The sequence below is a fragment of the Jeotgalibacillus sp. 10bf12 genome (genome assembly GCF_055597105.1).
In genome coordinates this window covers 489,877-503,866 of record NZ_CP200276.1, presented here as the reverse complement: position 1 = coordinate 503,866, position 13,990 = coordinate 489,877, and the positions used below count along the sequence as shown (strand labels likewise).

Here is a 13,990-nt window from a genome sequence, read left to right as displayed (position 1 = left end):
TATAAATTAACCATATAAATTTAAAGGAAAAATATTCACAAAAATCTTTTATAATATGATTGATTTTATAGTGAAATGGGTTTACAATATGAAAAACGTTCTTTTTAAAGAACAAAATAACATAATGGTTGTTTTTTATTTTTCCTTTAAAGTTCTTTATTGAGAATTAAGGAGTGGAGGTAAGAACATGCGAATATTAATTACAGGTGGAGCGGGATTCATTGGAAGTTCGTTATCTATGAAGTTACTGGAGAAAGGATACAAAGTAAGAGTAATAGATAATCTTTCACCACAGATTCATGGTGAGGACTCTCAAAAGTCTGAATTATTCCAACGGATAAAAAACCGGGTAGAATTCATATTTGGAGATGTTAGAAATAAAGAGGACCTTGAAATAGCTTTAAAAGATGTTGATATTGTTGTACATCTTGCTGCTGAAACCGGAACGGGCCAATCAATGTATGAAGTGGAAAAATATATTGATGTCAATATTAACGGTACAGTGAATTTACTGAATGTGATTGCTGCAAATCAACAGCAAATCAAAAAAATTGTGGTGGCATCATCAAGAGCTATTTACGGTGAAGGAAAGTATTTTTGTGAAGACCATGGCGAAGTATTCCCTGATAGCCGATCGGATGAAGATTTGTCGAAAGGGGATTTTTCAGCGAAGTGCCCTAAGTGCTCACGCGAAGTAAAAGTCCTGGCTACTTCTGAAGATTCTCGTATTAACCCACTTTCCGTTTACGGGTTCACAAAGTTCGGCCAGGAAAATCTGGTGATGCTGACAGGGAAGTCATTAAATATTCCGGCTGTTGCGCTTAGATATCAAAACGTATATGGTCCTGGTCAATCACTTAAAAATCCATACACAGGGATACTATCCATTTTCTCAACAAGAATTAAAAATGGTAACGATCTGATGATCTTTGAAGATGGTGAGGAGAGTAGAGATTTTGTCTACATTGATGACGTTACAGATGCTACGGTCAAAGCGATTGAACTTGATGAAGCGAACCATAAAGTCTTTAACGTTGGAACTGGGAAAGCAGTCAGTGTAACCGAAGTGGCAAGCGCGTTACTTTATCACTATCAGTCGAATGTAAAATGGCATGTAAGTGGTCACTACAGGTTGGGGGATATCAGACACAATTTCGCTGACTTAACGCAAGTGACAGGAGCTCTTACATTTACACCCTCTTTTACTTTCAATGAGGGAATAAAAAAATTTACAGATTGGGTGAACAGTCAGGAAGTAGAAGAAGACCGCTATGAGCATGCCATGAAGGAAATGAAAGAAAAGGGCCTATACAAATGAAGACGCTGTATAGAGGTAAAAGGATATTAATGATATCAGCGAATTTTTTCGGTTATGAAAGAGAAATTTGTCAAAAGCTTGAGTCGTTTGGCTGTGAAGTGGATTATTTTGACGAACGTCCTGAAAATGATTTTCTGACTAAGTCTCTGATCAGAGTAAATAGAAAGCTGCTGGCACCAAAAAATAATGCATATTACAACAATATAATAGAAAAAACGAGAAACCGTGATTATGATTTTATATTTGTAATTAAGGGTGAAGTCATATCAAAAGATCATTTAGTACGATTAAGAAGCATTCACAAAAATGCAAAGTTCATTCTTTATATGTGGGATGCGCTGAGTTATTCTCCAAACTCCAAGGCAATCAAAAGTATGTTCGACACAGTTTATACATTTGATCAAAATGACGCTGCCCGCTATAAAGATATGCACTTCAGACCATTATTTTTCATTGATGAGTATAGAAAATCAGCTGAGTCCAAAACCATTCAGGACATCGATGTTCTTTTTATAGGCACGGTTCATACAGACAGGTTCAGCGTATTAAAAAGAATCGAGCATCAGCTTAAAGAAAAAAATCTGAATTTTTACTTTTATCACTATTACCCCAGTAAAAAACTGTATTACTTAAAGTGGTTTTTCAACCGGGATATAAGAAAGTACGGAAAAAGTGAACTTAAATATCAAAAGCTGTCAAAAGAAGAGATTGCACAGCTTTTTAACAGATCCAGAGTGATTATTGATATTGAAAGACCGAAGCAAAACGGTCTCACAATGAGGACGATCGAAGTATTTGGTGCACATAAAAAATTGATCACAACAAATGAATCAATCGGAGATTATGACCTTTACAATCCTTCGAATATCCGTGTGATAGATCGTCACGCGCCTGTTATTGATTCGGCATTTATCTATGAGGAATATATAAATCCAGATAATGAAACTTATGAGAAGTATTCATTGAATGAGTGGATACATGAAATCTTTTTTGACCGAAAACAGTTAATCCATAACATTTCAAATGTGAAGTGAGAGGAGAATCCATTGATGAAGGTGATTAAAACAAAATTTGAAGATGCACTGTTAATTGAACCTACTCTGTTTTTGGACAGTAGAGGATATTTTATGGAAAGTTATAAAAAGACGACATTAGAAGAATATGGATTATATATAGATTTTGTGCAGGAAAATCAATCTCTATCAAAATATGCCGGAACGATTAGAGGGATGCATTACCAATTAAATCCAAAAGCACAATCAAAACTAGTGAAAGTGACTAGTGGAGCTATATATGACGTGATTGTGGACATGAGAAGAAACTCTCCGACATTTGGAGAGTGGGAGGGTTATATCTTAACTGCAGATAATCACAGGCAGCTTTTAGTACCAAAAGGATTTGCTCATGGGTTTTGTACACTTGTACCAGATACCGAAGTGCAATATAAAGTTGATGAAGTGTATGCAGGAGAACATGATAGAGGGTTTGTGTGGAACGATCCGTTAATCGGTATCCACTGGCCTGTTTCAACACCTGTCTTATCAGATAAAGACAGCAATCATCCATTATTTGACCAGGCTGAATACGATTTTACATGGGAGGGGGTTAAAGCATGAGATACCTTGTCACTGGCGGAGCAGGTTTTATTGGGAGTAACTTTGTCAAACACCTGCTGGCTGAGCAGACAGAACATTTTGTTGTCAATCTCGATGCGCTCACTTACGCAGGGAACCTTTATAACCTTCAAGAGGTAGAAGGACATGCAAACTATGTATTCGTAAAAGGCAGTATTACAAACAGAGAATTGGTAGAGCTAATCCTTAAGCAATACAGTATCGATACCATTGTTAACTTTGCTGCTGAGTCTCATGTAGACAGGAGCATTACTGGACCTGATGTATTTGTTAAAACCAATGTGCTTGGCACTCAGTGTCTGCTCGATGCAGCAAAAGCATTCGGCATCAGTAAATTTGTCCAGGTCTCTACTGATGAAGTATATGGCAGTCTTGGAGAGACGGGATATTTTACTGAAGAAACACCTCTGTCACCAACCAGTCCTTATTCAGCAAGTAAAACTGCAGCTGATTTACTTGTAAAAGCCTATCACGAGACATACGGAATGAATGTGAACATTACCAGGTGCTCAAATAATTACGGGCCTAATCATTTTCCTGAAAAACTTATTCCACTGTTGATCACCAACGCGCTGCAGGGGAAAGAGCTGCCGATCTATGGTGATGGCAGTAATGTCAGAGACTGGCTTCATGTAAAAGATCATTGCAATGCAATTGATCTGGTTGTCCATAAAGGTAGGGCAGGGGAAGTCTATAACATCGGCGGTCATAATGAAAAAACAAACAATGAGATTGTTCACATGATTACAGATCAACTGAATGTTTCAAAAGATCTGATCAAATACGTGACTGATCGTCCAGGTCATGACAAGCGTTACGCAATCGACCCAACTAAGATTACAACTGAACTTGGATGGAAGCCTTCCTATTATTTCGATGAAGGACTTAAAGAAACCATAGAATGGTATCTTGATCACAAAGAATGGTGGGAAAATATAATGAATGGATCGTACTCATTTTATCATCCAAAGAAATCTGGTGATCAGTTATGCACTCATTAAAAGTACTGGTGACAGGAAGTAAAGGTCAACTGGGTCAGGAAGTGTGTCAGGTACTAACCGGTGCAGGACATCACGTAAAAGGTCTCAGCAGGCTTGAACTTGACGTAACAGATGCTGCAGCAGTTCAAAGTGTGGTGAACAGCTATCAACCTGATGTAGTGATTCATGCCGCAGCTTATACAGATGTTAACCGTGCTGAAAAGGAACCTGAAAAAGCGTTTTTAGTAAACGCAACCGGAACCAGAAATGTAGCGCTGGCAGTGAAAGAAATCGGAGCGAAAATGGTTTATATCAGCACAGATTATGTATTTGACGGAACGTCGCAATATCCGATCCGTGAGGAGGAAACTCCGAATCCACTAAGTGTATATGGGGAATCCAAACTTCGCGGGGAAGACCATGTAAGGGAGATTCTCAGTGAACACTTCATCATTCGGACTTCCTGGCTTTACGGCAGATATGGAAACAATTTTGTGAAAAAAATACTTGAAGCTGGTGAACAGGATCAGACAGTCACTGTCGTCAATGATCAGTTCGGTTCCCCAACCTATACTGGCGATTTGGCAGATGCGATTGCAAAGTTAATGATGACAGATCAATTTGGACTTTATCATCTATCAAACTCAGGAAGCTGTTCCTGGTATGAGTTTACAAAAGAGATATTTCATCTAGCAGGCAAAAACGTATCTGTTAAACCTTGTAAAACGGAGGACTTTAACAGTCCGGCGACACGTCCGGCATACTCAATTATGGACCATGGCAGATGGAAAGAGAATGGTTTTGCAGAGGTGAGGCACTGGAGAGAAGCGCTTGAAGAATTTCTGACTCATTATTTGATTTCATCGTAAGAAAATACCGTCAGAGAGGGTGAAGATCATGAGAATGGATCGAGAAAGAGAGGTACCCGCACCAATTGCTGTGCCTTACAAAACACCAGTCAGAAAAAACAGTCTTGTGCTGAATAAGCATAAAACCTATCTATTAGTAAAAAGAATCATCGATGTAATGGGCTCGCTGGCCGGTCTGATCCTGTTATCGCCACTGCTGTTATGTATTGCGGCTACTTACCTTTTTGGAGAAGGAAAAGGCCCTGTGTTTTTTAAACAGCGCAGGCTTGGGAAAAATGGGAAAGAATTCTATATTTATAAGTTCCGTTCGATGGTTAGGAATGCAGAAGATTATTTAAAAAACAACGAAATCCTGTATAAGAAGTATATCGAGAATAACTTTAAGCTTGAGCCAGAGGATGATCCAAGAATAACCCGTATCGGCAGATTTCTCAGAAAGACGAGCCTGGACGAGCTGCCTCAGCTGATTAATGTGCTTAAAGGAGAAATGAGTCTGGTGGGACCCAGACCAATTGTCGAAGAAGAACTCAAAAAATATGGAGAACGTGCTCCACAGTTTTTATCTGTAGATCCGGGTGTGACAGGCTACTGGCAGATTTGTGGCCGGAGTGAAGTGGGGTACCCTGAACGGGTGGATATTGAACTCTACTATATCCATCATCAAACCCTGACACTGGATGTGAAAATCCTAGTAAAAAGCATACTATATGTTTTGCAGAGAAAAGGGGCCTACTAAAGTGGAGCAGTCACTAAAAATCCGGGAGTTCTGGTCAGTAATTAAAAGAAGAATCGTGTTTATCCTGTTGACAGGGTTGGTGTTCGCTTTACTGGGTGGCCTTGTATCCAGCTATATGGTTGATCCTTCATATGAAGCTTCCAGAAAAATTGTCGTCAATAATCAGTCAGAAACGCTGGATTACAACACAGTGATGACAAACTTTCAATATGCGAATACCTACAGTGACTTTATCTATTCTGACGTAGTCCTTGAAAAAGTGATCAGTGACCTGAACCTCAATACATCTTTAAAAGATCTGGAAAAGCAAATTGATGTCACAAGTAAAAATGATTCACAGGTTATTACGATTACGGTGAAGGATGCGGATTATGGAAGAGCTGTTCAGATCGTAAATGCAACTGCTGACGTATTTCAGCAAAGAGTAAAGGAAATTATGCGAATTGATAACGTGATGCTTTTTCCGCCGGCTGAAGTAAAATTAAATGCAGAATCCAACAGTCCGGGGACAATGTTATTTATGATCGTAGGAATTGTTGCAGGAGTCGGTATTGGTCTTTCAGTTGTATTTGTACAAAAACTTTTCAGTACAACCATTGATTCAGAGAAAGACGCAGCTACACTGCTTAACAGTCCCATACTGGGCACGATATCTAAAGAGCGGCATAAAAAGCCAAAAGAGCAGGCAACAGCGAAGGACGTTCAACACGTTTATTCTACCTATAAAAAACTGGGGAGGGAGGCTGAATGAGCTTACTTTCTAAAAAAAGCAAAGCAGATAAAAGGTATATTATTACGCAACAGCAGCCAATGTCACCTTACAGTGAGCAGTATAGGGTGATCAGAACCAATATTGAATTTCTCACACAGAGCACTTCAATGAAGACAATTGCCGTGACGTCAGCTTATAAAGAACAGGGCACAACCACCGCATTGGTGAATATTGGTGTCGTTATGGCGCAAAAAGGAAAAAAAGTGCTAATCATTGATGGGAATATTAGAAAGCCGGCAGTCCACTATTTTTTTAGAAAGAAAAATCAGTATGGACTGACTGATATTTTGACTGACCCTCATATGAGAATAAATGAATCTATTTTACCTACTTCTGTTGAGGGATTAAGTATTATGACGGCAGGATCGCAAAAAGAAGCGGGAATTAACCTTATTACAGAGCAATTGACAGTAATTCTTGAAAAGTTCAAACGGATGTACGATTTTATTCTGATTGATTGTCCACCTGTTGTGGAAAACGCCAATGCTCAAATTATTACAAGTTGCTCAGATGCTTCTGTCATGGTGATCAGATTTGGGGAAACAAAAAAAGAAAAAGCGCTGAAAGCAAAAGAAAATCTAAAAAAAGGACATTCACATTTTATCGGAATAGTACTCCAGGATAAAAGGAAACTAAAAAAGTCACATTTTTTTTAAATGTATTGTTCTTTATTAAGAATTTAATCTAAGGAGTGAGCGTAATGAAAGGGATTATTTTAGCGGGTGGTACAGGTTCCAGACTTAACCCATTGACGAAGGTGACGAATAAACACTTACTTCCGGTAGGAAAATATCCGATGATTTTTTACTCAATTGCAAAGCTGAAGCAGGCTGGAATTACTGACATGATGATTGTAACCGGCAGACATCACGCTGGTGATATTATTAACCTTCTTGGCAGCGGTTCTGAGATGGGCCTTAAACTTACTTACAGAGTGCAGGATCAGGCAGGCGGCATCGCTGAGGCACTTGATCTTGCAGAAGAATTTGTCGGGAATGATCTAATGGCTGTCATACTTGGAGATAACATCTTCACTACTGATATTACGCCGTATGTGACAGAATTCAGGCAGCAGGGAAGAGGCGCGAAGATTCTTATGAAGGAAGTGAGTGATCCACAGCGCTTTGGTGTAGCAGAGGTGAAAAAGGATCACATTGTCTCGATTGAAGAAAAGCCGACACAGCCAAAATCAAATTATGCGGTGACCGGATTTTATATGTATGATGCCAGAGTGTTCAACATTATTAAAACATTACAGCCATCACGACGCGGAGAGCTTGAGATTACAGATGTGAATAATGCTTATATTCATATGAATGAACTGCAATTTGGCATTGTAGAAGGTGAGTGGATTGATGCCGGTACACATGAATCGCTGGCCCGTGCAAATAAAATTGTTGAAAATATCGTAATTGATCTGAAGGATACAGAACAGGAAGTACCGGCTGTAGCGAAAAAGCTGAAGATTGCGACGATCTGATTGTTCTTTATTAAGAAAAAATACTGAAACGAGGTGAACTGTTGCGTGAACGAGAAGTCAGTCGCGATTATTTTGTTGAACTGGAATGCTTATCACGACACAGTGGAGTGCCTGTATTCTCTTGAAAAGCTAAGCTATCAGAACTTCCATGTCTTTCTTGTAGATAATGACTCCAAAGACCAATCTTATGAAAGGCTGAGAGCAGACCAGCTTTCAGGGGCATTCAGTATTCCGCTTACGATGATTCAGTCAGGCGGTAACATAGGCTGTGCCGGCGGAAATAACGTCGGCATGAAAGCAGCTTATGAGCAGGGATACGAATACTTATGGATGCTTAATAACGATACAATTGCTGATCAGCATTCGCTAACCAGACTTGTGGAAGAAATGGAGTCAGATAAAGAAATCGGGATTGTAGGGTCTAAGATTATTAATATGAATAATAATCTAGTGTGGTTTGCAGGTGGTTCTATCAATCAGTACCTTGGCACAAGCAAACCATATGGCATCGATCAGCCGGAGTCGGAAAAGTTCAATGAAAGAAAAGAAGTGGATTTTGTCGTAGGATGCAGCATGTTGTTTCGCAGGGAACTAATCGAATTAATCGGATGGCTGGATGAGGATTACTTTATCTACTATGAAGATACTGACTGGAACCTGAAAGCAAAAAAAGCAGGTATGAAAATCGTTTACGTGCCGGATTCCCTGATCTATCACAAGGAATCCAGTTCAACTAAGTCAGAGGAATTATCACCACATTATGCGTACTATCTGATGCGGAATGGCTATTTGTTTGTAAAAAGGAACAATCCCAAGTATAAGGGGATAGCACTTTTTTATATGGCATACAGAATCGTGAAATTCCACCTGCTTTATGTTTTTAACAAAGATAACAAGCTAAAGCGGAGCAGGATGATTTTTAAAGGCGCTTTACATGGAGTAAGAAATCAAATCGGACAGTTCTCGGACTAGGTGAGAGGAGGGGAAAGCGTGAATGAATCGGTAATCTCCAATAAAGAAAAATTTTTTATCTTTTTAATATTATTCAGTCTTATATTCTTACAGAGATTCGCCGTTACAGTAGGAGAAATTCAACTTTCCCCCGTCTTTTTATTATCATTGCTCTCGATCACAGTCTTATATGTACTGAACACAATTGAGATAGATCAGCGGAGACTGACGTTGTTCCTTTTGGCAGTAAGCGGGCTGAGCCTGGTAAGTTTTTACGCACTGATGGAACTCAGGTCAGTCGGTGTCGCCTCCCTGCTGTCTGTGATTGTTTTTTACTTACCGCTGCTTTTTATACACAGGAAAAAAGGCAGCCTGGATTATATTTTATCTACTTATCAGACGATGATGGTCATTATTGCCATCATTGGAATCGGACAATATGCAGCACAGTTCACAGGTGGAGGTTTCTATGATCCGCTTGAGTCGCTTCCAGATCAATTTATTTTGCAGGATTATAATACGCTGAACCCAATGTCATGGGATTCACCGATTATTAAAGCGAACGGCATGTTCATGCTTGAACCGTCTTTTTTCTCTAAGATGCTGGCGATTGGGCTGGTTATTGAATTTATCACAAGAAGAAGGATCATGGTCATGATGCTGTTCTTTGTAGGAATGCTGCTGTCATTTTCGGGCACAGGGTTCATTATCCTGGCGATTGTAGCAGTTCCATTGCTTATTAAAATGAAGCCTGTTCAGTTTATTCTGATCACGCTGATCTGTGGCATTTCAGTCTTTACTATGTTCGCCCAGGGGTATGGTGAAATATTTGTGGAACGTCTTGAGGAATTTAATACACCAAGAACGAGTGGACATGTAAGGTTTATAGCACCATGGCAGGCATACGGAGAGTTTTTCCGGACAGAAGATACATCAACAGTGGTTTTTGGATACGGTGCAGGAAGTGTACAGGAGTATTATTCAGCTAACTACACGTTTGATGAATTATCTCCTTCACATATTACAGCTCACCCGATTGCCTACATTAAATTACTTGTTGAATATGGGATCATCGGAGGGATTTTATTCACAATTTTTATCGTATATACGTTCTTTTCTATTACTCATCACAAGATTTTAACACTGGCACTGTTTATTAATTACTCTTTTTTGACGGCATCTCTCCTTCAAACAACAACCATTTATGTATGTTTTATACTCGGAACACTGGCAGTGAAAAACAGTCTGGAGAAAAAAGAGCAGGCTGCTGCTCAGTCTGATGAGGCTTGGCATTCATTAAAAGTGATTAAAGCGAAAATCGATTAGGGAATTAAAAAGGTGGTGAGCGGGCGTGACGACAGGCGCTACAGAAACAGACAGTCAAAGGATCAGATCAGGAGGTATATGGGCATTTCTCGGAAAGTTTTCGACTTCAATTATGACGTTAGTGATCAACGCGACACTTGCAAGGATTCTGCTGACAGAAGAGCTTGGTTTATACTTTCTTGTATTTAATATTGCGATCTTCGGCGCATACGCATCCACCGCCGGCTTTGAACAAACAGTTGTTAAGTATGTAGCGGACAATCTTTCTCAGGACAGGCCGGGCAATGTCCTGTACATGATTAAAGCAGCCTTTCTGGGTACCCTTGCCGGGTCAGTAGCAGTCGGTATTTTATATTTCTTCACTTCTGAAATGATCGCATTATACATTTTCAGCATTGAAGGGTTAACTGCCATTACGCTGGTATTGATTTTCTGGATGATTGCAAATGGCTTTCAGGTAGTAATTGGAGAGTCATTCAGAGGTTTTCAGGATATTAAGCTCGCTACGATCTTCGGGGGGCTTTCATCTACAGTCATTTTTATTGTATTGCTGACGTTAACCAGTCAGTTTGACTGGTACAGTTTATCCATCCATTCTGTGATCGTCCTTTGGGTGACCGCAATTTCAGCATCTAATATATTTGGGCTGGCTATTTTGATAAAAAAACTTTCTGTTATTAAAAAAAGTGAACACTTCAGTGATCAACCAACTTTATCAATAAGAAAGATCCTGCCAGTTACTTTCCCATTCATGATTACAGCACTCAGTTATTTTTTTATTACACAGGCTGATATCTGGATGATCAGTATCATTGGCACTCAGCACGATATAGCGATTTACGGAGCGGCGGCCAAATTGGCGATTCTGATGTCTATGCCTTTTATCATATTGAACTCTGTGACACAGCCGATGATTGCAAGCAAGTTTGCAGCCGGCAGAATAAAAGAATTTGAAAAAACGCTCAGGACTGTCACTGCTTTAGCTTTCATTCCGGCGCTCCTGCTTTTTATAGTATTTATACTTTTTGGAGAGATATTATTAAGGCTTATCTTTGGATCAGAAGTATACGGAAGTGGAGCATTGATTCTTTTCCTGCTTGCTTTTAAGCACTTAATGGTGATCTGGAGCGGCACAGCAGCGAATTTGCTGGCAATGACCGGTTTTCAAAGAAAGTTGATGTTGATTACGATCATAACAGGTTTCATCTCCATGGGAACAGCTGGCTGGGCAGGTCAGCATTTTGGAGGAGCAGGCGTAGCGCTAGGCTTCTTAGTGCCAGGTGTCCTTGCTCAAATCTATATGATTATCAGCGTTTACCGCGCGCTCCACATAAAGGGATATGCTGATTTTACAGGCGTATATGGACTGGTCAGAAAAGAAATCATCAGAATGAGACCTGCAAGAAAGCTGATTTAATATTTTACAGGCAGCATCATTAACGAGTGAGAGGTGTAAAAAATGTACTTAAAAACAAAAGTAGGGATCGTAGGCACAGGGTTTATCGCTACTGGACTGATCAGGGCACTACATTTGCGGAAAGACATGACAGTAACGAGTGTACTGACAAGAAGAAACCTGAATGACTTTCATTCATCTCCGTATCAGGAGAAGTTTACAAATGAAGTAGACAGATTTATAGACAATTCGGATCTCATTGTAGAGTGCAGCGGCGATCCGATCTATGGGACGGAAATTGTCTTGAAAGCTTTTTCAGCTGGATTACCTGTTGTGACAATGAACGCTGAGCTGCATGTCACTTCAGGGTCGTATTTATCTGAAAGAGGTTTTATAACTGAAGCAGAGGGAGATCAGCCTGGATGTATTGCAGCTCTGCATGAAGATATTATTCAGATGGGATTTAAACCTCTTGTGTACGGCAACATTAAAGGGTTTATCAATTTAAATCCGGATCGTGATGAAATGATGTATTGGAGTAAGCGCAACAATTTAAGCCTTGCGAAAGTTACATCATTTACTGACGGTACTAAAGTTCAAATTGAACAGGCACTGGTTTCAAACGGCCTAGGTGTGGATATTTATCAGGACGGTTTACTAGGTCCCGCTGCTGCAGATATCAAATCAGGCGGTGAGCAGCTAGCTGAAAAGGCAAAACAGCTCGGAAGTCCAATCAGTGACTACGTGTTATGTCCACAAGGTCCTGCTGGTGTTTTTATTACAGCTGAGCATGAGGAAGATCAACAGAGTGCGCTTGAATATCTTAAGGTTGGTCCAGGTCCATTTTATACCCTCGTTCAGAACTATCACTTATGCCACCTTGAGATTGTTAAAACGATTAAGCGTGTAATGAATGGTGGGGGCGTGCTGCTCAATAACTCATCATTACCTTCCGTTAGTGTAGGGTCAATTGCAAAAAGAGCAATCAGAAAAGGTGAAAAAATCCAATCAGCAAATGGCAGCTTCGACGTAAGAGGAGAGGCGGTCAGAATTAAGGAACATGAAGGCCACTTACCGATCGGACTATTTGAAAACGCAGTGCTGCTGAATAATATTGAGGAAGGACAGCTGATTTCATTGGCAGATGTGGATATAGATGAAACGATAGCGCTTAACGCCTGGCTGGAAACAGAAAAGAAAGTGCTGAATCAATACAAGGCGGCGAGTAAATGAAAAAGTTAATGATGATGCTTGTGCTGTTAAGCGGAGTGATTGCCCTCATCTCGCTTTGGCCTGAGGATGAAAAGACACACGGAACAATAGAATCCCGTCCGGAAATGGGAGACTCTGCTTACATGAACGTGAAGGAATACGGAGCCGTTGGAGATGGTGAGCAGGATGACACAGAGGCGATCCGGCAGGCTTTGGAGGAGAATGATCATATTTATTTTCCGACGGGGACTTACTTAATTACCGGTTCACTTGAAGTGGATTCAAAAAGAATTGAAGGTTCAGGCATGGATACAGCAGTAATTTACAGTACTGCAAATGAGCCGATCTTCAGGATTACAGGCTCAAAAAATGATGTCAGAAACCTTGGACTTAGTTATGAAGGGTGGGATCAGAGTGAATTTACTGAGCGCAATGCCATTCAGTTTGAAGAACAAGTTGCTAACTCAGTCTTTGAAAGCATCCATATGGTATCAGTCTACAGAGGCTTTTACATTGCACAGGATAAAGAAAACTATGCTTTTTCAGTAAATATGAGAAACATCTATGTGTATCAATATGCTAAAAATGCGATCCATCTGGTGCCACCCCAAGGCGGGAATACGGGTAGCGTGATAGAAAATATCTATACCTCCAACGGTCTTCGGGATAACCGGTATGAACCTGATGTGGTACCGTTTGTGTTTGAGCGTGCCAGTGAAATGACACTGATTCAACTGAATGCTGAGTGGGCCAATATGGAAACAGCTTTTCAATTTGACTACTGCTTTAACGTGGTGGTGATCAGTCCGCACTTTGAGGGAAATAACCTGCGAAAAGAAAACAGTGCATTTTTTGATATTAATGATTCAAATATAAAAATTATCGGTGGACGAGCATATGATAACGAAATTGAAACGGATTCTTCAATTTTTACAATGAAATGGAATTCAATGGTTTCAGTAGATACATTCTATACAGAAACTAATACAGAAACAGGCGGAAATCTTTCACTGCTGCGAACTCAGGATAGTACAGAAGGTCGTCTTGAGCTGACAGGATTTAAATCGGATAAAGATGAACTACTGCAAAATCAGTTTCTTCTCAATGAAGATGGAACGCCAGTGCTGACCAGAATGAATGATCAGAGCTACTTCGACGGTATGGGTGTGTATACAGCAACAGAGCTTCCGGAAGCATCAGCTTTATGGAGAGGAAAGACAATATTAGTTGAACGTAGTGGAGGCGACCGAATTTATATCTGTGTTGCAACTGAAGATGGTTATGAATGGCAGGAATTTCTAAAGAGTAATTAAAAC

General features: G+C 40.0%; 14 protein-coding genes. All 14 read left to right on the top strand.

From position 1 onward, the window contains the following. Positions 1–187 precede the first annotated feature (187 nt). From DH10bf12_RS02325 to DH10bf12_RS02260, 14 genes are read left to right on the top strand one after another with little or no spacing between them, the layout of a single operon-like run. Positions 188–1,318, top strand: a complete 1,131-nt coding sequence (locus DH10bf12_RS02325; RefSeq protein WP_471737010.1) for an SDR family NAD(P)-dependent oxidoreductase — start codon at positions 188–190, stop codon at positions 1,316–1,318. 29 nt (positions 1,319–1,347) lie between these two features. Then, positions 1,348–2,352: a WaaS/CpsH family glycosyltransferase gene (locus tag DH10bf12_RS02320; protein WP_471737009.1), complete on the top strand. Its 1,005-nt coding sequence runs from the start codon at positions 1,348–1,350 to the stop codon at positions 2,350–2,352. Between the two features lie 15 nt (positions 2,353–2,367). Further along, complete coding sequence (gene rfbC / locus DH10bf12_RS02315; protein WP_471737008.1) at positions 2,368–2,934, top strand: dTDP-4-dehydrorhamnose 3,5-epimerase; 567 nt, start codon at positions 2,368–2,370, stop codon at positions 2,932–2,934. After that, a complete protein-coding gene (gene rfbB, locus DH10bf12_RS02310) occupies positions 2,931–3,953 on the top strand; it encodes a dTDP-glucose 4,6-dehydratase (RefSeq protein ID WP_471737007.1) in 1,023 nt (340 codons plus the stop codon). Before rfbC ends, rfbB begins: the two co-directional genes overlap by 4 nt. Further along, positions 3,941–4,801 (top strand): dTDP-4-dehydrorhamnose reductase, encoded by an 861-nt coding sequence (gene rfbD, locus DH10bf12_RS02305; RefSeq protein ID WP_471737006.1) that lies wholly within the window; start codon positions 3,941–3,943, stop codon positions 4,799–4,801. Before rfbB ends, rfbD begins: the two co-directional genes overlap by 13 nt. Before the next feature lie 28 nt (positions 4,802–4,829). Next, positions 4,830–5,537, top strand: coding sequence for a sugar transferase (locus tag DH10bf12_RS02300; protein ID WP_471737005.1), 708 nt, complete (start codon positions 4,830–4,832; stop codon positions 5,535–5,537). A gap of 1 nt (position 5,538) precedes the next feature. After that, positions 5,539–6,288, top strand: coding sequence for a YveK family protein (locus tag DH10bf12_RS02295; RefSeq protein WP_471737004.1), 750 nt, complete (start codon positions 5,539–5,541; stop codon positions 6,286–6,288). Then, on the top strand, positions 6,285–6,965 hold the full coding sequence (locus DH10bf12_RS02290) for a CpsD/CapB family tyrosine-protein kinase (RefSeq protein WP_471737003.1): 681 nt from the start codon (positions 6,285–6,287) through the stop codon (positions 6,963–6,965). Before DH10bf12_RS02295 ends, DH10bf12_RS02290 begins: the two co-directional genes overlap by 4 nt. Positions 6,966–7,009: 44 nt before the next feature. After that, positions 7,010–7,789: a sugar phosphate nucleotidyltransferase gene (locus tag DH10bf12_RS02285; RefSeq protein ID WP_471737002.1), complete on the top strand. Its 780-nt coding sequence runs from the start codon at positions 7,010–7,012 to the stop codon at positions 7,787–7,789. A gap of 45 nt (positions 7,790–7,834) precedes the next feature. After that, complete coding sequence (locus DH10bf12_RS02280; RefSeq protein ID WP_471737001.1) at positions 7,835–8,761, top strand: glycosyltransferase family 2 protein; 927 nt, start codon at positions 7,835–7,837, stop codon at positions 8,759–8,761. A gap of 18 nt (positions 8,762–8,779) precedes the next feature. Next, a complete protein-coding gene (locus DH10bf12_RS02275; RefSeq protein ID WP_471737000.1) occupies positions 8,780–10,066 on the top strand; it encodes an O-antigen ligase family protein in 1,287 nt (428 codons plus the stop codon). 25 nt (positions 10,067–10,091) lie between these two features. Continuing rightward, a complete protein-coding gene (locus DH10bf12_RS02270; protein ID WP_471736999.1) occupies positions 10,092–11,483 on the top strand; it encodes a lipopolysaccharide biosynthesis protein in 1,392 nt (463 codons plus the stop codon). A 42-nt stretch (positions 11,484–11,525) separates the two neighbouring features. Then, positions 11,526–12,695 carry an NAD(P)-dependent oxidoreductase gene (locus DH10bf12_RS02265; protein ID WP_471736998.1) on the top strand — a complete coding sequence of 390 codons (1,170 nt, stop codon included), beginning with the start codon at positions 11,526–11,528 and terminating at the stop codon, positions 12,693–12,695. Further along, positions 12,692–13,987 (top strand): glycosyl hydrolase family 28-related protein, encoded by a 1,296-nt coding sequence (locus tag DH10bf12_RS02260; RefSeq protein ID WP_471736997.1) that lies wholly within the window; start codon positions 12,692–12,694, stop codon positions 13,985–13,987. Before DH10bf12_RS02265 ends, DH10bf12_RS02260 begins: the two co-directional genes overlap by 4 nt. Positions 13,988–13,990: the final 3 nt, after the last annotated feature.

Bases quoted from the DNA above. Each gene is read 5' to 3' on its own strand.
- DH10bf12_RS02325 (WP_471737010.1), top strand. From the start codon at position 188: ATGCGAATATTAATTACAGGTGGAGCGGGATTCATTGGAAGTTCGTTA.
- DH10bf12_RS02320 (WP_471737009.1), top strand. From the start codon at position 1,348: ATGATATCAGCGAATTTTTTCGGTTATGAAAGAGAAATTTGTCAAAAG.
- rfbC (WP_471737008.1), top strand. From the start codon at position 2,368: ATGAAGGTGATTAAAACAAAATTTGAAGATGCACTGTTAATTGAACCT.
- rfbB (WP_471737007.1), top strand. From the start codon at position 2,931: ATGAGATACCTTGTCACTGGCGGAGCAGGTTTTATTGGGAGTAACTTT.
- rfbD (WP_471737006.1), top strand. From the start codon at position 3,941: ATGCACTCATTAAAAGTACTGGTGACAGGAAGTAAAGGTCAACTGGGT.
- DH10bf12_RS02300 (WP_471737005.1), top strand. From the start codon at position 4,830: ATGAGAATGGATCGAGAAAGAGAGGTACCCGCACCAATTGCTGTGCCT.
- DH10bf12_RS02290 (WP_471737003.1), top strand. From the start codon at position 6,285: ATGAGCTTACTTTCTAAAAAAAGCAAAGCAGATAAAAGGTATATTATT.
- DH10bf12_RS02285 (WP_471737002.1), top strand. From the start codon at position 7,010: ATGAAAGGGATTATTTTAGCGGGTGGTACAGGTTCCAGACTTAACCCA.
- DH10bf12_RS02265 (WP_471736998.1), top strand. From the start codon at position 11,526: ATGTACTTAAAAACAAAAGTAGGGATCGTAGGCACAGGGTTTATCGCT.
- DH10bf12_RS02260 (WP_471736997.1), top strand. From the start codon at position 12,692: ATGAAAAAGTTAATGATGATGCTTGTGCTGTTAAGCGGAGTGATTGCC.